We start from the raw sequence: 24,879 nt of genomic DNA on the forward strand, positions 1-24,879 counted from the left end.
ATCGCATGCCACCGGTTTGCTCCCCTCTCCCTTGAGGGAGAGGGGTCGGGGGAGAGGGTGAATCAAATCCCTATTGTTTTCTCCCCTCTCCCTCAGGGAGAGGGGCCGGGGGAGAGGGTCTCCGGCGCATCAAATCGCCCAATCAGCCAGCAGCAAACCGATCCGTAGCCGCAATCAACTGATCCAAAATCCCCGGCTCCGTCCACGCATGCCCAGCGCCCTCGATCACATGCAACGCCGCCCCCGGCCACGCCGCCTGCAAGGCGTACGCATACCGCACCGGGCACGGCATGTCATACCGCCCATGCACGATCACGCCCGGAATCTCCCCCAGCCGATGCGCATCGCGCAGTAACTGCCCATCCTCGAGCCAGCACCGATGCGTGAAGTAATGGTTCTCGAGCCGCGCGAACGCCAGCGCGAAATGGCCATCGTCGTGCTTGGCCGTGTTATCCGGGTTCGGCAACAGCGTAATGGTCTCCCCCTCCCAGACGCTCCACGCCCGCGCGGCTTCAACCTGCTTCGCAACGTCATCCCCAGTCAGCAGCTTGCGATACGCGGCAATCATGTTGCCCCGCTCCGCCTCCGGCACCGGCGCCTGAAAACGCGCCCACTTCTCCGGATGCATCTCGGAGACGCCGTATTGGTAGTACCAATCCAGCTCCGCCTGCGACACCGTATAGACCCCACGCAGCACCAGCTCAGTCGTCCGCTCGGGAAACTTCTCCGCATAGGCCAGCGCCAGCGTGGAACCCCACGACCCGCCGAACACCAGCCAGCGCTCCACCCCGGCCAGCACGCGCAACCGTTCGATGTCATCGACCAGATGCCACGTGGTATTGGCCTCCAGCCCGGCATGCGGCGTGGAGCGACCACAACCACGCTGGTCGAACAGCAACACGTCGTAGCGCGCCGGATCGAACAGGCGCCGATGATCGGGCGAGATACCACCGCCCGGCCCCCCATGCAGGAACACCGCCGGTTTGGCGCCCGGCGTGCCCACGCGCTCGTAATAGATCGTATGGCCGTCCCCGACATCGAGCATGCCGGCGTCATAGGGTTCGATGGCGGGATAGAGCGTACGCATGGTCATGGCGGTTCAGATCTCCGTGGCAATCGCCGGTGGCAACCCCAAAATTCTACGCCGGCCAACGATTTCAGCGATTCTTACAGCGTTGCTTACACGTATTAACATCTGCTCACCATCGCATAACCCACTGTAAGGATTAGTGGTGCATCATGAACTCCATCAACAAAGGCCAGCGAATCTGGCCGACCACAGCCCCGAAGGAGCTCACGATGCGCAAGTCCATCCGATTCACAGGCATTGCCCTGCTCAGTGCCGCGCTGCTCGCCGCCGGCCCGGCGTCGGCGCGTGACTATGATCGCGGTCACGGGCGCTATCACGGTGGTGGCCATGGCGGCGGTGGTGGCGGTGGCGTAGCGCTGGCCATCGGCGCGCTCGCGGGCCTGGCGATCGGTGCCGCGGTCCTCAGCAGCAGCGCGGCAGTCGCCGCGCCCGCGCCGGTCTACGCGGCCCCGCCGCAAGGGGTCACCTACGTCGAACAGGGCTACTCGTCGTATGAACAACCGTATCAGCAGCAATACCAGCAGCCCTATCAGCAACCGTACCAGCAACAGGCCCAGCCGTACGCGCAGGTGCCCCCGGGCTACTGCTACCGCGCCAGCGACCGTGCCTACGTCCCGTGCGCCCAGCCGGCGCAGGTCAACTACTATGGGTACTGATCCCTGCTGACTGTTCCAATTCGCACGACATCATGAGCGCGCGCCGCATCGCAATGTTGCTACGGCGCGCGCATACACATTGAGATACATCGAATCGGCACCGGCGACATATCGGCGATACATCGTCAGGGACAAATGGGCACTGCACCCCGTCCCCGTAGGAAACAACGATGAAAACCGTCCTCGCCGTCTCGCTCGCCCTGGCAGCCGCCTCCGCGCTGTTCACGCTTCCCGCTCTCTCCGCTGACAAGGCCGCGGCCAAATCCGCGCCCCAAGCCAACCCCGATGCCTCGCCGATCTACGGCGTAACGATCCCCAAGGGCTATCGCCAATGGGAATTCGTCGCGCCCGCGCTCGAGAAAGAACCGCTCAACGAATTGCGCACCGTGGTCGGCAACAAGATCGCGATGGACGCCTACAAGAAGGGCAAGCTGCCCTTCCCCGACGGCTCGATTCTCGTGAAGCTCGCGTACAAGTACACGCAGTCGCCGGATTTCGAATCTGCGCTCGTACCGGACCACCCGACCACAGTCCAGGTGATGGTCAAGGACTCGAAGAAATACGCGGCCTCGGGCGGCTGGGGCTACGGCCGCTTCATCAACGGGAAACCCGTCGACGAGGCCCAGCACCAGACCTGTTTCGCCTGCCACGCGGCACGCGTGAAGGATCGCGATTACGTGTTCACGCGACTGGCGCCATAAGTACCGTCAGACCGCTGTGCAGCATGTAAAAACGACAATTTTTACCTGCTGCTACGTGCAACCGTCCGCGCCGCGCATCCTGTAACATACGAGTTCTCCGCAGCCTTCCGACACCCGTCGGCGGCTGCGTTTTGCCTCGCTATTACGTGTTTATCGCGCTTATTTGCGTAGCTAAATTGCGTTGATCAATTTGCGGACATTGCGTGACTGGACAACCGACTCACCTCGAGACCCCCCATGACGTGCTGGCCGCGCTGCGCGGCGCCACCGCCGCGCGGCACGCCACACTCGATCGCTCGATGCCGCTCTCGCAGCCGGAGCCGGCGCTGCGCGATTACCGCGATCATCTGCTGCTGATCCGCGCCTGGCTCGCGCCGCTCGAAGCGTGGCTCGCACAATTCCACGATGGCCCGCAAGACCCCTCCGTGCTGCCCGTCGTGCGACGCCTGCCCGCGCTCGATGCCGACCTCAACCATGCCGCGGTCCCGCCCGGCGGAACTGAAGTCCCGTCGATAGACGCCAGCACGCTCCCCACCGACGCCGCCTATCGCTGGGGCCTGTGCTACGTCATCGAAGGCTCGCAGCTCGGCGGTGCTGTGCTCTATCGCCAACTGGCCGAACGCTTCGCGCCACACCCGCTTCAATACCTGGGCCCGCAATCGCCGGGACCGCGCTGGAAACAATTCCTCGATGCACTGCGCGCCAACGTGCGCAGCGAGGCCGACATCGCCGCCGCATGCGCGGGCGCATGCCGCGCGTTTGACGACCTGCTGGCGCGCGTCAGCGCCGTGGACGGAATCGCCTCGTGAGCAGCGCGTTCGATAACGCCGAACCGAACCCGACCCACCGCGCGGCCAACGACGCCACGCGCACCAACACCCCCCACGCGCCCGTCGACACCGCGTATCTGTTCGAGGTACTACCCGACGCCTACCTGATTCTCGACGCGCGCAATATTGTGCTGCACGCCAACGCCCGGTACCGCGCGATGACGGGCCGCACGCTTGCCGAAGTCGTCGGCAAGTCGGTCTACGACATCAATCAGGACGGCTCCGCCGCGCAACGGCAGGCCCGCGCCGAGTGGCTCGATGCCACGTTGCGCGACCTCGCCCCCGGCGAAGAGCGTCTGTCGTCGCTGATCCGTTACGACATGAGCACGCACGGCAAGTTTGTCGAGCACTACTGGCAGGTCCGTGCATCGCGCGTGGAGGCCTCGGCGGCCGGCGACGCGCTACTGTTGCTTCAGGTGATGGACGTCACGAAAGAGGTGGCCGAGGGCGAGGAGAACCGCCGCGAGCGGGCCAAGCTGCGTTCGCAGGCGCGGCTACGCCAGGTGCTCGTGGAAGAAGCCAATGCGGAACTGCGCCAGAATCAGGCGCAGCTCGCCGAGGTGCTGTCGTTTGCGCGCGTGGGCGCGTGGGAACTGGACCTCGCCACGGGCTATATGGTCTGCACCGATCAGTGCAAGGCCAACATGGGCCTGCAGCCCTCGGACGTGCTCGACCAAGGGCGGCTGTTCAGCGAACTGATCCAGGCGGACGATCGCGAACGTGTGCGCGCGGCCATCGATGCCAGCGTCGCCGCGCGTGCGCATTTCGAGGTGGAATACCGCGTCACGTGGGCCGACGGCAGCGTGCACTGGCTGATGTCGCGCGGCGCGGGCCGCCACCTCGGCGACGGCTCGGCGCAGACGCTGATCGGTTTCACCATCGACATCACCGCGCGCAAGACCAGCGAACTGCGCAGCCAGGCCTTTGCCGCCGAGCAGCAACGCGCGCGCGAGCAAAGCGACCGCGCGGTGCGAGCGATGGATCATTTCGTGGCGGCAGTCAGCCACGAACTGCGCTCGCCGCTGCATGCGATTCTCTGGTGGACCACGCTGCTGCAGCGCGCCAAGGACATGGCGCATGTGGAACGCGCCACCGAGGTCATCGAACGCAATACCAACCAGCTTGCGCGCATGGTGGACGACCTGCTGGACAGCGGCGCCATCGCCACCGGCAAGCTCTCGGTGGAACTGCGCGCGCTCGACCTCGCCGCGCTCGCCAGCTCGGTGGTCGAGGACATTCGCGTCGGCGCAGAATCGAAGGGGCTGATCGTACGCGCGGAAGCGCTGACGCCGGTTCTGGTCATGGCCGATCAGAATCGCATGCGTCAGGTCATGTGGAACCTGATGACCAATGCGGTCAAGTTCACCGAACGCGGCACGGTGGAATTGGTCGTGGCCACGGATGGCGCGCACGCGGTAGTGACCGTGCGTGACACCGGCACGGGCATCGAGGAAGCCGCGCTACACCGGATCTTCGAACGCTTCGAGCAGGCGCGCGGCGAAGGCACCGGTCGCACCGCGGGGCTTGGACTCGGGCTATGGATGGTGCGGAATCTGGTGCAGGTGCACCGTGGCACCGTCACCGCGCACAGCGATGGCCCCGGCAAGGGCGCGCTGTTTCGCGTGGAGCTGCCGCTGGCCGGCCCGGACGACCTCCGGCGCGCGGCCCTGCAGGACGACGGCCAGCGCTAGATCGCTAACCTTCGTTTCAGCCCTCGATCAAGCCTTGTAAGGCGGCGGCTCGTTGAGCACCGCCCAGAACACGCCAAGGTCGTTGATTGCAGCCATAAAGTCGTCGAACTCCACAGGCTTGACCACATACGCGTTGACGCCGAGGTCGTAGCTGCGCAGCAGGTCGCTCTCCTCGCGCGAGGACGTGAGCATGACCACAGGAATGCGCCGCAGCCGCTCGTCGTCGCGCACGGCCTTGAGCACCTCGTGGCCATCGATCTTCGGCAACTTCTTGTCGAGCAGGATCACCGCGGGATTTTCTTCCACGCGCCTGGCGTACTTGCCCTCGCGGCGCAGGAAATCAAGCGCCTCGGCACCGTCGCGCACCGACACCACCGGGTTGGCGAGTCGGGACCGCTCGAGTGCGATCAACGTCAGTTCAATATCGTCGGGATTATCTTCAACCAGCAGGATCGGCCTCAGCACGATCGTCCTCCACTTTCTTCGTATCTTTGAAAACCGGTCGGTACGGCTGCCCGGATGATACCGCAGCCAGTCGTGCCGCCGCCTCGATGACCGTCTCGTGCACCGGCGCGGCCTCGGACGCCTGTTCGCGCGGTAGCGAGAACGAGATCGAGGCACCGCGCTCGAGCTCGCCTTCCGCCCAGGTCTCGCCGCCATGGCGTTCGATGATACGACGCACGCTGGCCAGTCCGATCCCCGTACCGGGAAACTCCTCGAACCGGTGAAGCCGCTGGAACACGCCAAATAGCTTGTCCGCATAGCGCATATCGAATCCCACGCCGTTGTCGCGCACTGTAATCACATCCTGACCGGCGAATTTGCCTTCGCCCGGCGTACGCGTGATCGCGATAAACGCAACCGTCGCACCATCGACACCAGTACGCGTGCCCGTGAACTTTATCGCGTTCGAGATCAGGTTTCGCAACACCACGATCAGCAGCACCGGATCGGCATTTACCATACCAAGCTTGCTGTTGCCCCACTCGATCGGACGGTCGCCCAGCTCGCGCGTCTCGTCGGCCACCACCCGCGCGACCAGATCGTCGAGGTCGATGGCCTGCACGCGCAGCGCGGCGCGGCCCATCTGCGAGAACGACAGCAGGTCATCGACGAGCTTGCCGCCAAAACGCGCCTGCGCGATGATGCGCTCGACGAAATGCTTGCCGCGGTCCGACAGCCGTGACAGCTCCATTTCCCGCAGCAGGTCCGCGTAGCCCACGATATGGCGCAGCGGCGCGCGCAGGTCATGCGAGACCGTGTACGAAAACCCTTCCAGTTCGCGGTTCACGCGGCCCAGTTCCAGCGCCAGTTGCGCCAGTTCCTCGGCGCGGCGCAGCACGAGGTTCAGCAGCGCGCCGCGGAAGTCGCTGGCGATCTCGACCTCGGCCGGGCGCCATGGCGCCGAGCGCTGACGCACGGTCTGCGTCCACACGTCGAAGCTTTCGCGTGGCGACAGCGATGGTGACAGCCCGGATAGCTTGGCGCGCGGATCGCCGGCCCAGCGGATCGAGCGCACTACCTCGGGCCGGAACCAGATCACGTAGTTACGGAACAGGCGCGACAGCGATACCACCAGCATGCCCGCGGTGGAGGAAGATCCTTCGCCAAGAAAGTCGTTGTACTCAGGCCAGGTCTCGGCGAGGTTGTCGGTGGCGAACACATCCTCGGTGCGCGTGTCGAACCAGCTTACGAGGCGCTCAATAACGCTGGCCTCGGGCGCGTCGCCCAGGCGTACCACGCGACCTTCGAAGACGATGGCGGCGCCAGTCGCGCCGGGCAGGTCCAGCAGATCGCGCGGATCAGCCGCGATCGCATCGATAAAGTCGTCCGCATTGGCCATTGCCGCGAGCAGCCGCGCCTGACGCCGGCGCAGTTCCAGCCGATAGTCGGCTTCCGCGTGATCTTCCTTCGCTTCGATCTGCAGCGACAGCACCTGCGCGATATGTTCGCACGCGGTGCGCACCTCGAACGGCGGCACGCGCGCGCTGTCGTGATGGCACGAGATCAGGCCCCACAGCCGGCCCCGCACGACGATCGACATCGACATCGACGACCATGTGCCCATGTTCTTCATGTACTGCACGTGCACGGGGGAGATGCTGCGCAGGGAAGCGAATGTCAGGTCCGTGGTGCGGCCCGTGGCTGGATGTCGCGCCGGTACCAGCGGTGCTGCCACGTAGTCCGCGTCCGCGATCAGCCGGATGCGATTGCGCACGTACAGCGCGCGGGCCTGCGGGGGAATATCGGAAGCGGGGAAGCGTTGACCGAGATAACCGGCATAGCCCGGCGAGAGCGATTCGGCAATGACATGGCCGTGACCCTCGTCATCGAACGAATACACCATGGTGCGACCGAAACCGGTGATGCGATGCACCTCGCGCGCGGCCAGCACCGCCAGCGCGTCGGTATTCTCCACTTCCTGCAGGCTGTTGATGAAGGTGCGTACCAACGGGTACATCGATGCGAACACATCCGCGGTGCCCCGCGCGGGCTCGAGTTCGACGATGGCCACGCCATCGTATCGGTGGACGACGAGCGCCAGCGGCGAATGCCCGCCACCACGCGGATCGTCGATCGATCCCGCATAGAGTGGAATGCCTTCGGTATCGAGCTCGCTCAATGCCTGCAGCACGAGTCCGGCAGCGCGCTCGCCAAGCACCACCTCGAGCGGCTGACCCAGCAGCGCCTCTGCGCCACCACCCGTCAGCGCGCCAGCATTCGCGCTGACCTGCACCACATGCCCCGCCGCATCCACGCTCAGTAGAAAACCATGCGGCTGAATACCACCTGGAATATGAATCGGCTCGCGCGCGCAATCCGCTTCAATGGCATGCGTCTCCTGCGTCGGGCTTTGCGTCGGGGTTTGCGTCGGGGTGTGCGTCGGGGTGTGCGTCAACTCATCGGCCATGTCTGCTCCGTCAGAGAACTGCCGATTCTCTCACAGGGTCTCTTCCCCCGCGCATTGCAAAAATTGCACATGCGCCGGCACAGGGCAACCCCCGTTTGAGCCATTCCTGCCATTGGACTATGCTCGGAGACTATCGCGTCACGAAAACGAGAACAACATGATGAACACGAACCTATCGCCCTGGCGCCGTCTCCTGCTGCGCGCTGCCGCCACGATCGTCGCCCTCGCCGCCACCGGCCTGCTGGCCGCCTGCGTCACCGACGACGATGACGACAACCTGCCGCCCGCCAACACCCCCGGCGGCGTCCAGCTGCAGATCGTGTCGTTCGGCGACAGCCTGTCCGACGTCGGCACCTACGCCCCTTTCGCCAGCACCCTCGGCGGTGGCCGCTTTACCACCAATCCGGGTCAGGTGTGGACCCAGCTGGTCGCCACCTATTACGGCGATACCCTCATAGCCGCCCAGACCGGCGGCTATTCCATACCCGTGGTGAACAATCCCAATGGCTATGGTTATGGACAGGGCGGCGCGCTTGTCACGAATCCCCAGGGCAACGGCTGGGCGCCCAACGGCACCGCCGCGCTGACCGTGCCCGTGGCGACGCAGTTGCAGAATTACCTGTCTGGCCACGGCAACTTCCGCAACAACCAGCTCGTGCTGATCCAGGGCGGCCCCAATGACGTGATCCAGGCCGCCAACAGCATCGTTGCCAATCCCGCCAATACCGCCGCCGCAACCTCGAACGTCCAGGCCGCCGGCGTGGCGCTGGCCAAGTTGGCACAGAACGCCGTGCAGAGCGGCGCCCGCTACGTGGTGGTGGTGAACGCGCCCAACCTCGCCGACACCCCGCTGACCATGTTGTCGGTGAACCCATCGGTCACCGGCACCCTGTTCAATTCGTTGACGCAGGCCTTCAACACCGCGCTCGCCAATCAGCTCATCAATGACGGCGTCATGCGACTGGTGGTGTTTATCGACGCGGCAACGTGGTTCCACAATGCGCTGGCCAGTTACCAGTCGCAAGGCTTTACGGTGTCGAACACCGGCACCGCCTGCAACCTCACCGCCATGGCCCTGAGTCCGCCGCCGGCATTCCAGTCGAATCCGCTCGGGTACGCGACGTCGCTGTTCTGCTCGTCGGCCAATTTCACGGTAGCGGGAGCGGACCAGACCTACATGTTCGCGGACCTGGTCCATCCGACCACGCATCTGCACGCGCTGTTCGCACAGACCGTGGAACGCGCGATCGCGGCCTCGGGCGTGGGCCACTAAGCCAGGCGGCTCAGCCCGTCTCCCACGCGGCTTCCGCGCGCAGCACGGGCCGCGCCTTGACGTAGGTCTTCAGCAGCGCGTGCTGGCTCGCGGGAATCTCGTATTCCCAGCCGAACATGCCAAGCTGCAGGCTGCTTGCGATGCGCAACGCCGGCCGCACGAACTCGGCCGCCACCACGTCATCGAAGGTCTCGTGCGCGGTGGCCACGAACAGTTCGATCCAGCGATCGAAATGCCTGCCTTCGACGCCGGCCAGCGTCAGATGCTTGGCCAGCACGTGGCCACGATAGCGTTTGGTCCCCAGCACGATGCTCGACCAGAAGTCGTCCATCTTGCCAAGGTGCGCATCCCACGCGCCCGCCAGCGCGCGTTCGAACAGCGGGCCAATCAGCGCATCGCCACGCACGCGGCCATAGAATGCCCGCACGAACGCGGCCACGGCTTCCTCGCCAGGCAAGGCGGGGCGATACGTCGAAGGAGGAAATTCAGGGGAACGAGAGACGTCACTCATGGCACGGTCCGGCGTTTAAACATGTAGAAACTATACACCTTTTAACACCCTTATGGCGCCCCGCGGTTTACGCCCCCGCGCGAGACGAGATGGTCTTGATCGGAATGCGCGCCAGCGCGGCATGGTCGTCCAGCACCCGCTGCAGCGCGTTGGGCTTGCGGATCAGATCCTCGAGCGTGTGCTGGTCCAGCACATCGAAGTAGGCCTGCAGGGCGTCGCGCAGCACCCCCTTCAGCCCGCACACCGGTGTAATCAGGCATTCGTTGCCGGTGCGGAAGCATTCCACCATGCCGAAATCCGGTTCCATGGTGCGAATCACGTCCCCTACCCCGATCTTCGAGGCCGGCCGGTTCAGCTGGATCCCACCCGAGCGGCCGCGCAGCGTATGCAGAAACCCTTCCTGCCCAAGCCGGTGAACGATCTTGACCAGGTGATTCTTGGGAATCCCGAAGCTGTCGGCGATTTGCTGGATGGTCGCGAGCCGGTCCGGGTGCACCGCGATATAGATCAGCGTGCGCAGCGCGTAGTCGGTGTAGTCGGTGAGTTTCATCGTCGCAGCCAGCAGGTGGTCATTTAATGTACGCGTAGCATACATGTTTTGAGGAGACCTTTCCCGCCGCGCCGCGATATGCAACCCAATGTCCACCGCACGCGCCAATAACGTGCATTGTCCAGCACTGCGAACACTATGTTTCGCGCTGCACATTTCACGTACCTTCGCGGCGCACACTCCCTATACTGCAGGCTGTCCTCGCAAAAACCACGAGTCCGGGACCGACCCGGCTAGGAGTGTCCTCATGGTGAATGTCAGCCGCCGACAGTTCCTGAAGATCACGGGAGCTTCGCTGGCGGGTTCCAGCCTCGCACTACTTGGGGTCGCCCCCGAGACCGCGCTGGCCGAGGTGCGCACGTACAAGCTCGCGCGCACCACCGAGACCCGCAATACCTGTCCCTACTGCTCCGTCGCCTGTGGGCTGCTGATGTACAGCCTTGGGGACGGTGCCAAGAACGCGCATGCCTCCGTCATCCACATCGAGGGAGACCCCGATCATCCGGTCAATCGCGGCACGCTGTGCCCGAAGGGTGCCGGCCTGATCGACTTCATCCACAGTCCGCAACGCCTGCAGTACCCCGAGTACCGCGCGCCCGGTTCGGACAAATGGCAACGCATCAGCTGGGACGACGCGCTCGACCGCATCTCCAAGCTGCTCAAGCAGGACCGCGACGCGAACTTCATCGAGAAAAACGAGAAGGGAGAAACGGTCAATCGCTGGACGAGCACGGGCATGCTGGCGGCTTCGGCCGCGAGCAATGAAGTTGGCTATATCACGCACAAGACTGTCCGCAGTCTTGGCATGCTGGGATTCGACAATCAGGCACGTGTCTGACATGGCCCGACGGTGGCAGGTCTTGCCCCGACGTTTGGCCGTGGAGCGATGACGAACCATTGGGTCGACATCAAGAACGCGGACGTCATCCTGATCATGGGCGGCAATGCCGCCGAAGCACACCCGTGCGGCTTCAAGTGGGTGACCGAAGCCAAGGCACACAACAAGGCGCGACTGATCGTGGTCGATCCGCGCTTCACGCGCTCGGCTTCGATCGCCGATGTGTACGTGCCGATTCGCACCGGCACCGATATCGCGTTCCTGGGCGGCGTGATCAGCTACCTGCTGGCCAACGACAAGATCCAGCACGAGTATGTGAAGTCGTACACCGACTTCTCGTTTATCGTGCGCGAGGACTTTGCGTTCGAAGACGGTCTGTTCTCCGGCTACGACGCGGAGAAGCGCTTCTATGACAAGTCCACGTGGGACTACGAGCGCGGCGACGACGGTTACGTAAAAACCGATCCGACCCTCGCCCACCCGCGCTGCGTCTACAACCTGATGAAGGCGCATTACGCGCGCTATACGCCCGAGATGGTCGAGCGTATCTGCGGCACGCCGCGCGACAAGTTCCTCAAGGTATGCGAGATGATGGCCTCCACGGCCACGCCGACGCGCGCCATGACGATCATGTATGCGCTCGGCTGGACGCAGCACTCGATCGGCTCGCAGAACGTGCGTTCCGGCGCGATGGTGCAGTTGCTGCTGGGCAATATCGGTGTGGCGGGCGGCGGCATGAACGCGCTGCGCGGCCACTCGAACATCCAGGGCCTGACCGACCTCGGGTTGCTGTCCAACTCGCTGCCGGGCTATCTGACGCTGCCCGGCGAGGCGGAGCAGGACTACCAGAAGTACATCGAGTCGCGCTCGCCCAAGCCTCTGCGCCCCAACCAGCTCAGTTACTGGCAGAACTATCCCAAGTTCCATGTCAGCCTGATGAAGGCATGGTGGGGCAACGCCGCCACGGCCGAGAACAACTGGGCCTACGACTATCTGCCCAAGCTCGACAAGCCGTACGACATGCTGCAGATGTACGAGCTGATGACGCAGGGCAAGATCAACGGCTATATCGCCCAGGGCTTCAACCCGCTCGCCGCCGCGCCCAACAAGAACAAGGTGCTGCGCGCGTTCTCGAGCCTGAAGTTCATGGTGATCATGGACCCGCTGGCGACCGAGACCTCGGAGTTCTGGCGCAATGCCGGCGAGAGCAACGACGTGGAGAGCGCCAAGATCCAGACCGAGGTGTTCCGGCTGCCGACCACCTGCTTCGCCGAGGAGAACGGCGCGCTCGTGAACTCGTCGCGCTGGCTCCAGTGGCACTGGCAGGGGGCGGATCCACCGGGCGAGGCGCGCAGCGACATCGAGATCATGTCGGCGCTGTGGCTGCGCATGCGCAAGATGTACCAGACCGAAGGCGGCAAGTATCCGGACCCGATCGTCAACCTGACGTGGCCGTACGCGGTACCGCACTCGCCAACACCAGAGGAACTCGCCAAGGAGTATTCGGGCCGCGCGATCACGGACCTGGTCGATCCCAAGGATTCGACCAAGGTCATCCGCAAGGCCGGCGAGCAGCTCGACAGCTTTGGCCAGTTGCAGGCCGACGGCAGCACCAGTAGCGGCTGCTGGATCTTTTGCGGCGCATGGACGCAGGCCGGCAACCAGATGGCCAAGCGCGACAGTTCGGATCCCACCGGCATCGGCCAGACGCTCAACTGGGCGTGGGCATGGCCAGCCAACCGGCGGGTGCTGTACAACCGCGCCTCGTGCGATGTCAGCGGCAAGCCGTTCAATCCGGACCGCAAACTGATCGCCTGGAACGGCAAGAGCTGGACCGGTTTCGACACGCCGGACTACAAGCTGGACGAGGATCCCGCCCATGGCATGGGCCCGTTCATCATGCAGCCGGAAGGCGTCGCGCGTTTCTTCGCGCGCGCCAATATGGTCGAGGGGCCGTTCCCCGAGCACTACGAGCCGTTCGAGAATCCGCTCGGGCGCAACCTGCTGCACAAGTCGCAGCAGGCGGTCAGCAATCCGGCCGCGCGCGTGTTCAAGGGCGACTGGGAGCAGTTCGGCAAGGCCGATGCGTTCCCGCATATGGCCACCACGTACCGGCTGACCGAGCACTTCCACTTCTGGACCAAGCACGCGCGCATCAACGCGGTGCTCCAGCCACAGCAGTTCGTGGAGATCGGCGAGGACCTTGCGAAGCAGGTCGGCGTAAAGGCCGGCGACCGCGTCAAGGTGTCGTCCATGCGCGGCTATATCAAGGCCGTGGCGCTGGTGACCAAGCGCATCAAGCCGTTCGTGATCGACGGCAAGCCCGTCCATCTGGTCGGGGTGCCGCTGCACTGGGGCTTCACGGGGCTGACGAAACCGGGGTTCATCACCAACACGCTGACGCCATTCGTTGGCGACGGCAATACCCAGACGCCGGAGTTCAAATCGTTCATGGTCAAGGTTGAAAGGGCATAGGGGGCGCGATGGCACTACAGTCTCTCGATATCGTGCGGCTATCGGCCACCACCACGCCCATGCCAAGCGTGCGGCAGCCGATCACCGGCAGCGTCGCCAAGCTGATCGACACCACCAAATGCATCGGCTGCAAGGCTTGCCAGGCCGCGTGCATGGAATGGAACGACCTGCGGGGCGATGTGGGCGTGAACGTCGGGGTGTACGACAACCCGGCGGACCTCGACGAACATACGTGGACGCTGATGCGGTTCTCGGAGTACGAGAATCCCAACGGCAACTTCGAATGGCTGATCCGCAAGGACGGCTGCATGCACTGCGAGGATCCGGGCTGCCTCAAGGCGTGTCCGTCGCCGGGCGCGATCGTGCAGTACGCGAACGGCATCGTCGATTTTCACGAGGAAGCGTGCATCGGCTGCGGCTATTGCGTGGCCGGCTGCCCGTTCAATATTCCTCGTATCTCCAAGACCGATCACAAGGCCTACAAGTGCACGCTGTGCTCTGACCGTGTGGCGGTGGGGCAGGAACCCGCGTGCGTGAAAACGTGCCCGACCGGCGCAATCGTGTTCGGCACCAAGACCGACATGATCCAGCACGCGGAGGAACGCATCGTCGACCTCAAGTCGCGTGGCTTCGAAAAGGCGGGGCTGTACGATCCGACCGGCGTCGGCGGTACCCACGTCATGTACGTATTGCACCACGCCGACCAGCCACAGCTCTACCACAACCTGGCCGAAGATCCGCATATCAGTCCGCTGGTAAGCCTGTGGAAAGGCATCGCCAAGCCACTCGCGGTAGCGGGCATGGCGGTGGCGGCGATCGCTGGGTTCTTCCACTACATCCGTGTGGGTCCGAACGAGACCGGTCCCGAGGACGAAGCGGCGGCCGAGGACGAGATCGTGCGCTGGGGCCGCGACAATCCGAAGCCGCAAGGCATGCCTGCCGGCGCCACGCCACCCGAGGAGGAGGTCCGCGATGAGGAACGCAGATAGACAAGGAGACAAGCGCCGGCCCGCGATGATTCACCGCTACAACGCCGGGGAACGCACCAACCACTGGATCGTCGCGTTCACGTTCGTGTTGCTGGCACTGTCCGGGCTCGCCTTGTTCCATCCGTCGATGTTCTGGCTGACCAACCTGTTCGGCGGCGGCACGTGGACACGCATCCTGCATCCGTTCGTCGGGGTGGTGATGTTCGTCTCCTTCGTGGTGCTTGCGCTGCGGTTCTGGCAGCACAACCTGCTGACGCGCAGCGATGCCGAATGGCTGCGCCACGCTGACGATGTGGTCAACAACCGGGAAGAGAACCTGCCCGAAGTGGGCCGCTACAACGCGGGACAGAAGCTGCTGTTCTTCCTGATGATCGGCTGCCTGCTGTTCCTGCTGCTGAGCGGTATCGTGATCTGGCGCGCGTACTTCGCGATGTACTTCCCGATCTGGGCGATCCGGCTCGCGGCGGTGGTCCACGCCATTTGCGCGTGGGGTCTGATTTGCGGCATCATTGTGCATATCTATGCCGCCGTCTGGATCAAGGGTTCCGTGCAGGCCATGACGCGCGGCACCGTGACGCCGGGCTGGGCGTGGAAACATCACCGCGCCTGGTTCCGCGAGACCTTCCGGCCAGGCGACAAGGGCTAGGACCGCAACAACAGGACCATCGATGGTGCAACGCATTCTGCAGCCGCAGGAAATTGAATCGACCGATCACGTCACCATCGCGCGCCTGAGGTTGCCTGAACGAACCGCGGTCTTCGGCACGCGCGCGCAGCGTTTGCGCGCGCTGTCGATCGATAACCCGCTCGGGGCATCGTTCGGTCCGTACCTCGCGCTGATGGCCGACGTGGTGCAGGCTCAGCAGACCATTGCCAGCACACTCGAACTTCCCCCGCCCACCGAAGCCGCGATCGAACGCGCGCGCGCGCATCGCATGCCGTTGTTCGCGGCGATGGACGACGACGCGCGCGAGGGCTGGCTCGCCCCCGCCAATGCACTGATCGCGCATCTGATTGCGCTCGGCACCCTGCCCGCCGACGCGTTGGCCGCGCTGCAGACGCTTACGCCCGAACGGCTCGAGGAACAGGCACACGCATTGCTCGGCTTGGGCGATCTGCCTGTCGATGCCATCGCGGCGCCCTTCGTCATGGCCGCGCTGCAACTGCATCGCACCGTGCTCGCTTCGCAGTTGCGCGAGTCGGATGTGCCCGCGCTCGACGTCGCCACGGTCTGCCCGTGCTGCGGCTCGCTTCCGGTGGCCAGCATCGTGCGCATCGGCGGCCGTTATCAGGGCCTGCGTTATCTGCAATGCGGACTCTGTGCCACCGAATGGCATATGGTGCGCGTCAAGTGCAGTCATTGCGAATCGACCGAAGGCATCAGCTATCACGTCGTGCAAGACCACTTCGAGGCCCTTAAGGCCGAGACGTGCGAGCAGTGCCACAGCTATCGCAAGATCGTCTACATGGAGAAGGACGCCACGGTGGAACCGTTGGCCGACGACCTCGCCTCGCTCGCGCTCGACGTGATGATGGCCGAGGCCGGCTATGGACGCGCCAGCGGCAATCCGCTGTTGTGGTTCCCCGATGAGGATGACGGTGGCGACAGCATCGATGACGAGCATGGCGACCTGGCGCCATGAACGATAGCGTCTCGACGGCGGCTCGCCCCGCCGATATTCCATCGGTCGATCGCCTGCTGAACCAGCCCTTCCTGCAGCCATTGATCGTGCAACACGGCCGCGCGCTCGCCACGGCTGCCTTGCGCCGACTGCTTGACGGCCTGCGCGCGGAAGCGGTGGCCGGCCGCCTGACGCAACAGGCACTGGCCGATACGGCCCTGCACGAGGCACTGGCCGAAGCGCTGGCGCGCGACAGTGCGCCGCGCCTGCGCGCGGTCTTCAACCTGACCGGCACCGTGCTGCACACCAACCTCGGCCGCGCGTTGCTGCCCGACAGTGCGGTGCAGGCCGTGGTGCGCGCAATGACCAGTGCGGCCAATCTCGAGTTCGACCTCGACGATGGCAGCCGCGGCGATCGCGACGACCTGATCGACGATCTGCTGTGCGAGCTTACAGGCGCGGAAGCGGCCACCGTCGTCAACAACAATGCCGCGGCGGTGCTGCTGATGCTCAATACGCTCGCGCAGCGCCGCGAGGTGGTGGTGTCGCGCGGCGAGCTCGTCGAGATCGGCGGCGCGTTCCGCATTCCGGACATCATGCAGCGCGCGGGCGCCAAGCTCGTCGAGATCGGCACCACCAATCGCACGCATCCGCACGACTACGCCAACGCGATTGGCGACCGTACCGCGATGCTGATGAAGGTCCATTGCAGCAATTACGAAATTACGGGCTTCACGCGCAGCGTGGACGTGGCCGAAGTGGTCGGCATCGCGCGACCGCATGGCGTGCCCGTGGTGGTGGACCTCGGCAGCGGTACGCTGTGCGACCTCACGCAGTGGGGCCTGCCGCGCGAGACCACGGTGCGCGAGACCATCGCGGCCGGCGCGGATCTGGTCACGTTCAGCGGCGACAAGCTGCTGGGCGGGCCACAGGCCGGACTGATCGTGGGCCGCGCGGATCTGATCAAGAAGATCAAGAAGAACCCGCTCAAGCGCGCGCTGCGCGTGGGCAAGCTCACGCTGGCGGCACTCGAGCCGGTGCTGCGCCTGTATCGCGATCCCGATACGCTTGCACAGACGCTGCCCACGCTGCGGCTGCTCACGCGTCCCGCGGCTGCCATGGCGAGCATGGCGGAGCGTCTGCTGCCGCAACTGCAACCGGTGCTCGGCGATGCATGGCGAATCGACGCGGTGCCGACCGTGAGCCAGATCGGCAGCGGCGCGCTGCCTGGCGGCCAGTTGCCGAGCTTCGGACTGGTGATGGCGCCAGTCGCAGCGGCCACTGGCAAACGTGGCGGCGGCCGGCAATTGCAGCGGCTGGAAGCCGCGTTGCGCGCGCTGCCACGGCCTGTCATCGGCCGCGTCGGCGAGCAGGCACTGTGGCTCGACCTGCGCTGCCTCGAGGAAGCCGACGAAGCGGACTTCATCGCCCAATGGACGCAGCTCTCTGACGCACTCAGACAATGATCGTCGGCACCGCCGGGCATATCGATCACGGCAAGACCACGCTGGTCCGCACGTTGACCGGCGTGGATACCGATCGCCTGAAGGAAGAAAAGGCGCGTGGGATTTCGATCGAACTCGGCTATGCGTACACGCCGCTATCCAACGGTGACGTGCTTGGCTATATCGATGTGCCGGGGCACGAGAAGCTGATCCATACCATGGCCGCCGGGGCGAGCGGCATCGACCTTGCCCTGTTGGTGATCGCCGCCGACGATGGGGTCATGCCGCAGACACGCGAACATCTTGCAATCGTGCAGCGGCTGGGCGTGCCGCGCGCGGCCGTGGCACTGACCAAGGCGGACCGCGCGGACGCCGCGCGGCTGGCGGCGGTGGAGCAGGAGGTGGCGGCGCTGCTGGCGGACACGGTCTACGCCGAGGCACCCCGCTTCGCGCTCGATGGCACCGATGCCGCGCATCCGGGTGTGGTCGCGTTACGCGCGTATCTGCACGATGCCGCGATGCAATTGCCCGCGCGACACGAGGCCGGGCTGTTTCGTCTGGCGGTGGACCGCGTGTTCACGCTGGCCGGCCACGGCACGGTGGTCACCGGGACGGTTTTCAACGGGCGCGTGCAGGTGGGCGACACCATGCGGCTCGCCCCGGTCGGACTGCCGGTGCGCATACGCAGCATCCACGCCCAGCAGCGCGCGGCGGAGGTCGGCGTGGCGGGCCAGCGTTGCGCGCTCAATCTTGCGGGCATCGACAAAGATGCGATTCGCCGTGGCGACTGGATCATGGACGCGGCGCTGCTGCCACCCACACCCGTCACGCGGCTCGACGTTGCGCTCGAGGTTGCATCAACCGTGAGCCCCGACGCGGACATCCGTCTGGCGCACTGGACGCCGGTGCACGTGCACCTCGGCGCCACCCATCGCACCGCCAACGTGGTACTGCTCGATCGTGAGACGCTGGTGCCGGGTCGATCCGACCAGCGCGACAGTCGCGACAGCACCGCCCTCGCCCAACTGGTTTTCACCGCGCCCGTCTGCGCGCAGGCTGGCGACCGGCTGATTCTGCGCAATGCGCAGGCCACGCAGACCATTGGCGGCGGTATCGTGCTCGACAACGTCGCGCCCGAACGTCACCGCCGCACGCCCGCGCGACTGGAATGGTTACGCGCCATCGAAGCGATGCTCGCCGGTGCGGGACTCGCACCGCTGCTGATACAGGCGCCCTACGGCATCGCGCATGCGCGGCTGGTGCGGCTGACCGGGCTGCCGCCAGAGGCGTGGGACGTGCCCGCCGACGCATTGTCGTTCGGGCACGCAGGCCACGAACAATGCCTGATCCTCGCGCCAAACCTGCTGGCGCTGCGCCGGAAGGTCCTCGACACCATGGCCGCGTTCCACGCGCGGCTGCCTGACGAACCGGGCCTCAACGCCGGCTCGCTGCGTCGCCTCGCATTCGCGGGTACCACGGTCCCCGACGCGCTATGGTCCGCGCTGCTCGAAGCGCTGCTCGCGGATGGCGAGCTCGAACGCCATGGCGGCTGGTTGCGGCTGCCCACGCACGAGATCGTGCTCACCGCTGCCGAGCGCGCGCTGGCGGACAGGCTGCTGCCGCGCGTGCTGGCCGGTGGCTTTGACCCGCCATGGGTGCGCGACCATGCGACCGCGCTGAACGTGCCCGAAAGCGAGGTCCGCACACTGCTGCGCAAGCTCGCGCGCCAGGGTGCGATTCATCAGGTGGTGCGCGATCTGTTCTACGCGGCCCCCACCATCGATACGCTCGCCGCGCAGGTGGCCACACTGGTGCACGCGCATACGCGCGTCGAAGCCGTGCATTTTCGCGATGCAGTGGGCCTGGGGAGAAAGCGAGCGATCCAGATTCTGGAATTCTTCGACCGCGCGGGATACACTCGGCGCGTGGGAAATGGGCGCATGCTGCGCCCGGACAGTGAATGGAGCCATCCAAAGGAAGGCACGCGCATCCGGTGATGCGGCCGGACTTCAAATCCGGTTGGGGGCGTCAGACGTTCCCAGGTAGGTTCGACTCCTGCTGCTTTCCGCCAGTCTTTGGCAACACTTGCATTGCGATTCTCCCGCCAGACCTTGCCCGCGCGACCTACCATGCATGAGCAGCGGTTAGGCATGTTTCGAGTTTCGAACAAAGGGATCATCATGGATCGACGCGCTTTCCTGCGGCTCGGCGCCGCATTACCTGTCTCCGTCGGCGCAGCCGGCATTCTTCCCGCCCACGCGGCCACCCCTCCCAGCGCGTCATCCGGTGCGCTGCCCGGCGTCCGCGCGGGCGATGTGCAAAGCGCCGCGGGCTGGCGCGTCTATGAGATGACCACCGAGGTCACGCTGCCACCCAGCGCGGCACCGGCCCGGATCTGGTTACCCGTTACCGCGCAGCAGGTCGGCGACTATCAGCGTACGCTCGCCACCGAGTGGAATGCGCCCGGCGCCCTCACCCGCGCGGCCACGGTCAGCGGCTATGACGTGCGCATGGTCGCCATCGAATGGCCCTCGGCGCCCGATGGCGGACCGCTCAAGGCTTCGCTACTGAACAAGGTGGCAATCCGCGATCGCGACGTCGATCTCGGTGCCGCACCATCGCCTCGCGCACCGCGCGAGTCCGCCGCCACGCTACGCGAATATCTCCGCCCGACGCAACTGATGCCGACCGACGGTATCGTGCGCGACACCGCGCTCAAGATCACTGCCGGGCTCGACGACGACATGACGCGCGCGCGGGCCATCTACCAATGGGTGGTCGACAACACCTGCCGCGAAGCCAGCGTGCGGGGCTGCGGCACCGGCGACGTGGTGGCGATGCTCAACCATACCGTCAAGACCGGCGGCATCATGAACGGCAAGTGCGCGGACATCAACGGCCTGTTCGTCGCACTGTCGCGTGCCGCTGGCATTCCCGCGCGCGATGCGTATGGCGTGCGCGTCGACACCTCGGCGCTGGGCTTCAAGGCCCTCGGCAAGGCCGGCGATATTTCCAAGGCGCAGCACTGCCGCTCCGAGTTCTATACCGCGGGCTATGGCTGGATTCCGGCCGACCCGGCCGACGTGCGCAAGGTCGCCCTTGAAGAAGTGCCAGGTGGCCTGCCGATGACCGACAGCAAGGTGCGCGCCGCGCGCGCGATGCTGCTGGGCGCGTGGGAAGGCAACTGGGTCGTGTACAACCACGGGCATGACGTAGCGCTGCCTGGCGGCACGCTGGCTCCCGTGCCATTCCTGATGTATCCGAACGGCCAGACCGTGGCGGGCACGCTCGACAGCCTCGATCCCGACAAGTTCGGCTATCGCATTTCTTCGAAGAGGGTCGCATAAATGGCGGAGGCATCAATGCGCGACGGGCAGCCCCGACTGACGTCGCTGGCGCACGGTGGGGGCTGCGGTTGCAAGATCGCGCCCGCCGTGCTGTCGGAAATCCTGCGCAATGCACGGCATTTTCCGGCACCGCCGGCGCTGCTGGTCGGCATCGAGACCAGTGACGACGCCGCGGTGTATCGGCTCAACGATACCCAGGCGCTCGTCGCGACCACGGACTTCTTTATGCCCGTGGTCGATGACCCGTTCGACTTCGGCCGCATCGCGGCGACCAACGCGATCTCCGACGTGTATGCGATGGGCGGCACGCCGATCCTCGCGCTCGCGCTCGTTGGCATGCCCGTCGACAAACTCTCGCCCGAGGTCATCGGCAAGATTCTCGAGGGCGGCGAGTCGGTCTGCGCGCAAGCCGGCATCGCCATCGGCGGCGGTCACACCATCGATTCCGTAGAGCCGATCTATGGCCTCGTGGTGATGGGCCTTGTGCATCCGGACCGCATCAAGCGCAACCGCGACGCGCGCGCGGGCGACGTGCTGATCCTCGGCAAGCCGCTTGGCGTAGGCGTGTATTCGGCAGCCATCAAGAAAGACCTGCTCGACGCCGACGGCTATCGCGAGATGATCGCCAACACGACCCAGCTCAACACGCCGGGCAAGACGCTCGGCGACCTCCCCGGCGTGCATGCGATGACCGACGTCACGGGTTTCGGCCTGCTCGGGCACCTGCTCGAGTTGTGCCGTGGCAGCCAGCTCGCGGCCCACGTCGACCTGTCGCGCGTGCCGCTGCTGCGCGGCGTGGCCGCGCTCGCCGAGGCGGGCGCGATCACGGGCGCATCGAAGCGCAACTGGGCCAGCTACGGGCACGAGGTGTCGCTATCGCCGGGTATCTCCACGGTTCAACAGGCGCTGTTGACCGATCCGCAGACCAGCGGCGGCCTGCTCGTGGCGTGCGCGCCCGATGCGGCCGAGGACGTGCTGGCATTGTTCCGCCGCGAAGGTTTCGCCAACGCCGCGGTGATTGGCGAGATGGCCGAGGGCTCGCCGCAGGTCGTGGTGCGCTGAGCTTTTTTTCAAATTCGCACCGTTTCGGTCAACGCTTTCGCGCTTTGTACGTGCGTCGATACAAAACCGAAAGAACCGGACACAAACCAGACAACGCCTCCCTTCAGAATCTTGCCCAGGGCCCATGCGGGCTTGTCTTGCCCGCATGTCACGACTTTGTACATCCCCTGGAGAACACGATGGAGACCTCACAAGAAAGTGGAGGCGGCGGCTGGACGCGCCTGCTTCTGCTGCTCCCCTATGTCGCGCTGCTGTGGCTGCCGTTCTATAACGACACGCAACCGGCGTTGTTCGGCTTTCCGTTCTTTTACTGGTACCAGTTCCTCTGGGTGCCGATTACCTCGTTGATCCTGTTTATTGTGTATCGGAGCATGAAATGAGCGAGCCGAGCGCAATCAACAGCACCGCAATGGCGGTCTTTATTTTCTTCTTCGCACTCGTGACGGTGCTCGGCTTTGTGGCCGCGCGCTGGAAACGCGGCGATCTGACGCAACTGCACGAGTGGGGCCTGGGTGGCCGCCAGTTCGGCACGCTGATCTCGTGGTTCCTGGTCGGTGGTGACTTCTATACGGCGTACACCGTCATTGCCGTGCCCGCGCTGGTGTACTCGGTTGGAGCGTATGGCTTCTTCGCGCTGCCGTACACGATCATCGTCTATCCATTCGTGTTCGCGGTCATGCCCAAGCTGTGGGAGGTGTGTCATCGCAAGAACCACATCACCGCGGCGGATTACGTGCAGGGCGAGTTCGGCGGCAAGTGGCTGCCCGCGGCGGTGGCACTGACCGGCATCATCGCCACGCTGCCGTATATCGCGCTGCAGCTGGTGGGTATGCAGGTGGTGATCAAGAGCCTGGGCGTCACCGGCGAACTGCCGCTGGTGGTGGCGTTCGCGATCCTGGCCGTGTACACGTACTCGAGCGGCCTGCGCGCGCCGGCGATGATCGCGTTCGTCAAGGACATCATGATCTACATCGTCGTGATCGTCGCGGTGTCGATCATCCCGAGCAAGCTTGGCGGCTACGCCTCTCTGTTCGACGCCGCGGACAAGTTCTTCCAGACCAAGGGCGGCACCACCGGCATCATCCTGCATCCGTCGCAGTTCATGGCCTATGCCACGCTCGCGCTTGGTTCGGCGCTCGCGGCCTTTATGTATCCGCACACGATGACCGCGGTGCTGTCCTCGTCGTCGGCGAAGACCGTGCGCAAGAACGCGATCATCCTGCCGGCTTACACGCTGCTGCTGGGCCTGATCGCGGTGCTCGGCTATATGGCCATTGCCGCCAACGTGCACGTGACCTCGGCGTCTGACGTGGTGCCTACGCTGTTCCTCACGCTGTTCCCGTCGTGGTTCGTTGGCTTTGCCGCCGCGGCCATCGCGATCAGCGCGCTGGTGCCGGCGGCCATCATGTCGATCGGTGCGGCCAACCTGTTCACGCGTAATCTGTACAAGCCCCTGTTCGCACCGAACGTGACGCCCGAGAAGGAAGCGAAGAGCGCCAAGCTCTTCTCGCTGGTGGTGAAGTTCGGCGCGCTGCTGTTCATCATCGTGCTGCCCACGCAGTACGCGATCGATCTGCAACTGCTCGGTGGCGTCTGGATTCTCCAGATCTTCCCCGCCGTGGTGTTCTCGCTGTACACGCGTCGCCTGACCACTACCGGTCTGTTCGCGGGCTGGATCGTCGGCATCGTGCTCGGCACCGGTCTGGCCGCGGTGATGGGTCTCAAGCCCGTGTACACGCTGCATATCGGCGGTGGCGCGTATCCGACGTACATCGGCCTGATCGCGCTGGCGGCGAACATCGTCGTGTCGTTTGTCGTGTCGGCGCTGACGCAAAGTCAGCGCGTGGTGGCACGCGCCGCGCATTAAGGCGGCGTAGCACCGTTGCCCCCTCTCCCAAACGGAGAGGGGGGCGCCGCGAAGTGCATTCGCGCGCAATCCCGGCCGGTCTTAAAACACACCGGCCCGGCCTCCCCTACAGTTCACCTTTTGCTCGCCAATAACAAGAGGGGAACCACCATGCCGCAGCTTCGCATTCATCCGCGCATCAAACCGCTGCTCGCCGCCGTCGTCATGATGGCCGCGGCGCATGCCGCCAACGCACTCGAACGTTGGCAAACCCTGCCGCCCACACCCGCGCCGGTCAAATGGACCCAGGAACGTCACAGCGAACTGCGTGGCATCCGCCTCTACAACGCCGAAGTCGGCCGCGGCTCGCCGGTGATCGTGCTGCACGGCGGCCTCGCCAACTCGGATTACCTGGCCAATCAGGTCCGCACGCTGAGCCGCAACCATCGCGTGATCGTCGTCGACTCCCGCGGCCACGGCCGCAGCACGCGCGACGCCACGCCCTATGGCTACGACCTGATGGCCGACGACGTGATCGCGCTGATGGACCAACTGAAGATTCCCCGCGCCGATATCGTCGGCTGGAGCGACGGCGCGATTCAGGCGTTCGATATCGCCATTCGCCATCCAGAGCGCGTCGGCAAGATCGTCGCCTTCGGCGTCAACACAAAGACCGACGGCCTGATCCCGGACTTCGACAAGAACCCGGTGTTCGCGGCCTATATCGAACGCGCCGGCAAAGAATACGCGAAGCTTTCGCCCACGCCGAACGACTACGACGCCTTCGTCGCGCAGATTGGAAAGATGTGGGAGACGGAGCCGAACTGGACCGATGCGCAACTGAAGACCATCCGATCACAGGTGCTTGTGATGGACGGCGACCACGACGAAGGTATCCAGCGCACGCACACGGAATACATCGCAAAAACGATTCCCCACGCGCGCATGCTGATCCTGCCGAACGCCAGCCATTTTGCGTTCATTCAGGATCCGAAGAGCTTCGACGCGGCGATCGTGAAGTTCCTCGACGGCACGCGCTAGA

Annotated in this window: 21 protein-coding genes and 1 tRNA gene; 17 read left to right on the forward strand and 5 right to left on the reverse strand. The window is 65.0% G+C overall.

What is annotated here, in order from left to right; all coding sequences use genetic code 11:
* Positions 1-142: 142 nt before the first annotated feature.
* Positions 143-1,093, reverse strand: coding sequence for a prolyl aminopeptidase (pip, locus tag LDO41_RS06600; RefSeq protein WP_223983479.1), 951 nt, complete (start codon positions 1,091-1,093; stop codon positions 143-145).
* Between the two features lie 146 nt (positions 1,094-1,239).
* Between pip and LDO41_RS06605 the strand changes: the two genes are divergently transcribed.
* The 4 genes from LDO41_RS06605 (at position 1,240) to LDO41_RS06620 (ending at position 4,968) form a co-directional block, all read left to right on the forward strand.
* Positions 1,240-1,746, forward strand: coding sequence for a mechanosensitive ion channel protein MscS (locus LDO41_RS06605; protein ID WP_318036277.1), 507 nt, complete (start codon positions 1,240-1,242; stop codon positions 1,744-1,746).
* A gap of 170 nt (positions 1,747-1,916) precedes the next feature.
* Positions 1,917-2,447 (forward strand): cytochrome P460 family protein, encoded by a 531-nt coding sequence (locus tag LDO41_RS06610; protein ID WP_223983481.1) that lies wholly within the window; start codon positions 1,917-1,919, stop codon positions 2,445-2,447.
* Between the two features lie 203 nt (positions 2,448-2,650).
* The gene (locus LDO41_RS06615) at positions 2,651-3,256 is read left to right on the forward strand and encodes a biliverdin-producing heme oxygenase (RefSeq protein ID WP_223983483.1); all 606 of its coding nucleotides are present in this window, start codon (positions 2,651-2,653) and stop codon (positions 3,254-3,256) included.
* The gene (locus LDO41_RS06620) at positions 3,253-4,968 is read left to right on the forward strand and encodes a sensor histidine kinase (protein ID WP_223983486.1); all 1,716 of its coding nucleotides are present in this window, start codon (positions 3,253-3,255) and stop codon (positions 4,966-4,968) included. The genes LDO41_RS06615 and LDO41_RS06620 overlap by 4 nt, the downstream gene beginning before the upstream one ends.
* Before the next feature lie 27 nt (positions 4,969-4,995).
* Here the strand turns inward: LDO41_RS06620 and LDO41_RS06625 are convergent, their stop codons facing one another.
* Together LDO41_RS06625 and LDO41_RS06630 are read right to left on the reverse strand one after the other, a co-directional pair.
* A complete protein-coding gene (locus LDO41_RS06625) occupies positions 4,996-5,433 on the reverse strand; it encodes a response regulator (protein ID WP_223983488.1) in 438 nt (145 codons plus the stop codon).
* Positions 5,408-7,879: an ATP-binding protein gene (locus LDO41_RS06630; protein ID WP_223983490.1), complete on the reverse strand. Its 2,472-nt coding sequence runs from the start codon at positions 7,877-7,879 to the stop codon at positions 5,408-5,410. Before LDO41_RS06630 ends, LDO41_RS06625 begins: the two co-directional genes overlap by 26 nt.
* A 157-nt stretch (positions 7,880-8,036) precedes the next feature.
* Between LDO41_RS06630 and LDO41_RS06635 the strand changes: the two genes are divergently transcribed.
* Positions 8,037-9,152, forward strand: coding sequence for an SGNH/GDSL hydrolase family protein (locus LDO41_RS06635; protein WP_223983492.1), 1,116 nt, complete (start codon positions 8,037-8,039; stop codon positions 9,150-9,152).
* A 10-nt stretch (positions 9,153-9,162) separates the two neighbouring features.
* Here LDO41_RS06635 and LDO41_RS06640 read toward each other — a convergent pair whose 3' ends face one another.
* Positions 9,163-9,663, reverse strand: coding sequence for a group III truncated hemoglobin (locus LDO41_RS06640; protein WP_223983493.1), 501 nt, complete (start codon positions 9,661-9,663; stop codon positions 9,163-9,165).
* 67 nt (positions 9,664-9,730) lie between these two features.
* The gene (locus LDO41_RS06645) at positions 9,731-10,213 is read right to left on the reverse strand and encodes an Rrf2 family transcriptional regulator (protein WP_223983496.1); all 483 of its coding nucleotides are present in this window, start codon (positions 10,211-10,213) and stop codon (positions 9,731-9,733) included.
* Positions 10,214-10,460: 247 nt separating this feature from the next.
* Here LDO41_RS06645 and fdnG point away from each other — a divergent pair, with 247 nt between their 5' ends.
* The 12 genes from fdnG (at position 10,461) to LDO41_RS06705 (ending at position 24,878) form a co-directional block, all read left to right on the forward strand.
* Entirely contained in the window at positions 10,461-13,526 is a 3,066-nt protein-coding gene (fdnG, locus tag LDO41_RS06650; RefSeq protein WP_223983498.1) for a formate dehydrogenase-N subunit alpha, read from the forward strand.
* An 8-nt stretch (positions 13,527-13,534) separates the two neighbouring features.
* Positions 13,535-14,515, forward strand: coding sequence for a formate dehydrogenase subunit beta (fdxH, locus tag LDO41_RS06655; protein WP_223983500.1), 981 nt, complete (start codon positions 13,535-13,537; stop codon positions 14,513-14,515).
* Positions 14,499-15,161 (forward strand): formate dehydrogenase subunit gamma, encoded by a 663-nt coding sequence (locus tag LDO41_RS06660; RefSeq protein ID WP_377741273.1) that lies wholly within the window; start codon positions 14,499-14,501, stop codon positions 15,159-15,161. The genes fdxH and LDO41_RS06660 overlap by 17 nt, the downstream gene beginning before the upstream one ends.
* 22 nt (positions 15,162-15,183) lie before the next feature.
* On the forward strand, positions 15,184-16,158 hold the full coding sequence (fdhE, locus tag LDO41_RS06665) for a formate dehydrogenase accessory protein FdhE (RefSeq protein ID WP_223983502.1): 975 nt from the start codon (positions 15,184-15,186) through the stop codon (positions 16,156-16,158).
* Positions 16,155-17,603: an L-seryl-tRNA(Sec) selenium transferase gene (gene selA / locus LDO41_RS06670; RefSeq protein WP_223983504.1), complete on the forward strand. Its 1,449-nt coding sequence runs from the start codon at positions 16,155-16,157 to the stop codon at positions 17,601-17,603. The genes fdhE and selA overlap by 4 nt, the downstream gene beginning before the upstream one ends.
* A complete protein-coding gene (selB, locus tag LDO41_RS06675) occupies positions 17,600-19,579 on the forward strand; it encodes a selenocysteine-specific translation elongation factor (RefSeq protein ID WP_223983506.1) in 1,980 nt (659 codons plus the stop codon). Before selA ends, selB begins: the two co-directional genes overlap by 4 nt.
* A tRNA-Sec gene (locus LDO41_RS06680) sits at positions 19,558-19,653 on the forward strand. The genes selB and LDO41_RS06680 overlap by 22 nt, the downstream gene beginning before the upstream one ends.
* Positions 19,654-19,762: 109 nt before the next feature.
* Positions 19,763-20,929: a transglutaminase-like domain-containing protein gene (locus LDO41_RS06685; protein WP_223983508.1), complete on the forward strand. Its 1,167-nt coding sequence runs from the start codon at positions 19,763-19,765 to the stop codon at positions 20,927-20,929.
* Positions 20,930-20,944: 15 nt separating this feature from the next.
* The gene (selD, locus tag LDO41_RS06690) at positions 20,945-21,991 is read left to right on the forward strand and encodes a selenide, water dikinase SelD (RefSeq protein ID WP_223983510.1); all 1,047 of its coding nucleotides are present in this window, start codon (positions 20,945-20,947) and stop codon (positions 21,989-21,991) included.
* A gap of 179 nt (positions 21,992-22,170) precedes the next feature.
* A complete protein-coding gene (locus LDO41_RS06695; RefSeq protein WP_223983512.1) occupies positions 22,171-22,371 on the forward strand; it encodes a DUF3311 domain-containing protein in 201 nt (66 codons plus the stop codon).
* Positions 22,368-23,858 carry a monocarboxylate uptake permease MctP gene (gene mctP / locus LDO41_RS06700; protein ID WP_223983515.1) on the forward strand — a complete coding sequence of 497 codons (1,491 nt, stop codon included), beginning with the start codon at positions 22,368-22,370 and terminating at the stop codon, positions 23,856-23,858. Before LDO41_RS06695 ends, mctP begins: the two co-directional genes overlap by 4 nt.
* Before the next feature lie 150 nt (positions 23,859-24,008).
* Entirely contained in the window at positions 24,009-24,878 is an 870-nt protein-coding gene (locus tag LDO41_RS06705) for an alpha/beta fold hydrolase (protein ID WP_223983518.1), read from the forward strand.
* Position 24,879 lies beyond the last annotated feature (1 nt).

This window comes from Cupriavidus pampae, from assembly GCF_914271485.1.
GTDB lineage: Bacteria > Pseudomonadota > Gammaproteobacteria > Burkholderiales > Burkholderiaceae > Cupriavidus > Cupriavidus pampae.

What these genes read in the sequence shown, in the direction of transcription:
- LDO41_RS06610 (WP_223983481.1), top strand. Translation starts at nt 1,917, where the DNA reads ATGAAAACCGTCCTCGCCGTCTCGCTCGCCCTGGCAGCCGCCTCCGCG.
- LDO41_RS06695 (WP_223983512.1), top strand. Translation starts at nt 22,171, where the DNA reads ATGGAGACCTCACAAGAAAGTGGAGGCGGCGGCTGGACGCGCCTGCTT.
- LDO41_RS06635 (WP_223983492.1), top strand. Translation starts at nt 8,037, where the DNA reads ATGATGAACACGAACCTATCGCCCTGGCGCCGTCTCCTGCTGCGCGCT.
- LDO41_RS06630 (WP_223983490.1), bottom strand. Translation starts at nt 7,879, where the DNA reads ATGGCCGATGAGTTGACGCACACCCCGACGCACACCCCGACGCAAACC.
- mctP (WP_223983515.1), top strand. Translation starts at nt 22,368, where the DNA reads ATGAGCGAGCCGAGCGCAATCAACAGCACCGCAATGGCGGTCTTTATT.
- pip (WP_223983479.1), bottom strand. Translation starts at nt 1,093, where the DNA reads ATGACCATGCGTACGCTCTATCCCGCCATCGAACCCTATGACGCCGGC.
- LDO41_RS06640 (WP_223983493.1), bottom strand. Translation starts at nt 9,663, where the DNA reads ATGAGTGACGTCTCTCGTTCCCCTGAATTTCCTCCTTCGACGTATCGC.
- fdxH (WP_223983500.1), top strand. Translation starts at nt 13,535, where the DNA reads ATGGCACTACAGTCTCTCGATATCGTGCGGCTATCGGCCACCACCACG.
- LDO41_RS06685 (WP_223983508.1), top strand. Translation starts at nt 19,763, where the DNA reads ATGGATCGACGCGCTTTCCTGCGGCTCGGCGCCGCATTACCTGTCTCC.
- selA (WP_223983504.1), top strand. Translation starts at nt 16,155, where the DNA reads ATGAACGATAGCGTCTCGACGGCGGCTCGCCCCGCCGATATTCCATCG.
- LDO41_RS06705 (WP_223983518.1), top strand. Translation starts at nt 24,009, where the DNA reads ATGCCGCAGCTTCGCATTCATCCGCGCATCAAACCGCTGCTCGCCGCC.
- selD (WP_223983510.1), top strand. Translation starts at nt 20,945, where the DNA reads ATGCGCGACGGGCAGCCCCGACTGACGTCGCTGGCGCACGGTGGGGGC.
- selB (WP_223983506.1), top strand. Translation starts at nt 17,600, where the DNA reads ATGATCGTCGGCACCGCCGGGCATATCGATCACGGCAAGACCACGCTG.
- fdhE (WP_223983502.1), top strand. Translation starts at nt 15,184, where the DNA reads ATGGTGCAACGCATTCTGCAGCCGCAGGAAATTGAATCGACCGATCAC.
- LDO41_RS06645 (WP_223983496.1), bottom strand. Translation starts at nt 10,213, where the DNA reads ATGAAACTCACCGACTACACCGACTACGCGCTGCGCACGCTGATCTAT.
- LDO41_RS06660 (WP_377741273.1), top strand. Translation starts at nt 14,499, where the DNA reads ATGAGGAACGCAGATAGACAAGGAGACAAGCGCCGGCCCGCGATGATT.
- LDO41_RS06605 (WP_318036277.1), top strand. Translation starts at nt 1,240, where the DNA reads ATGAACTCCATCAACAAAGGCCAGCGAATCTGGCCGACCACAGCCCCG.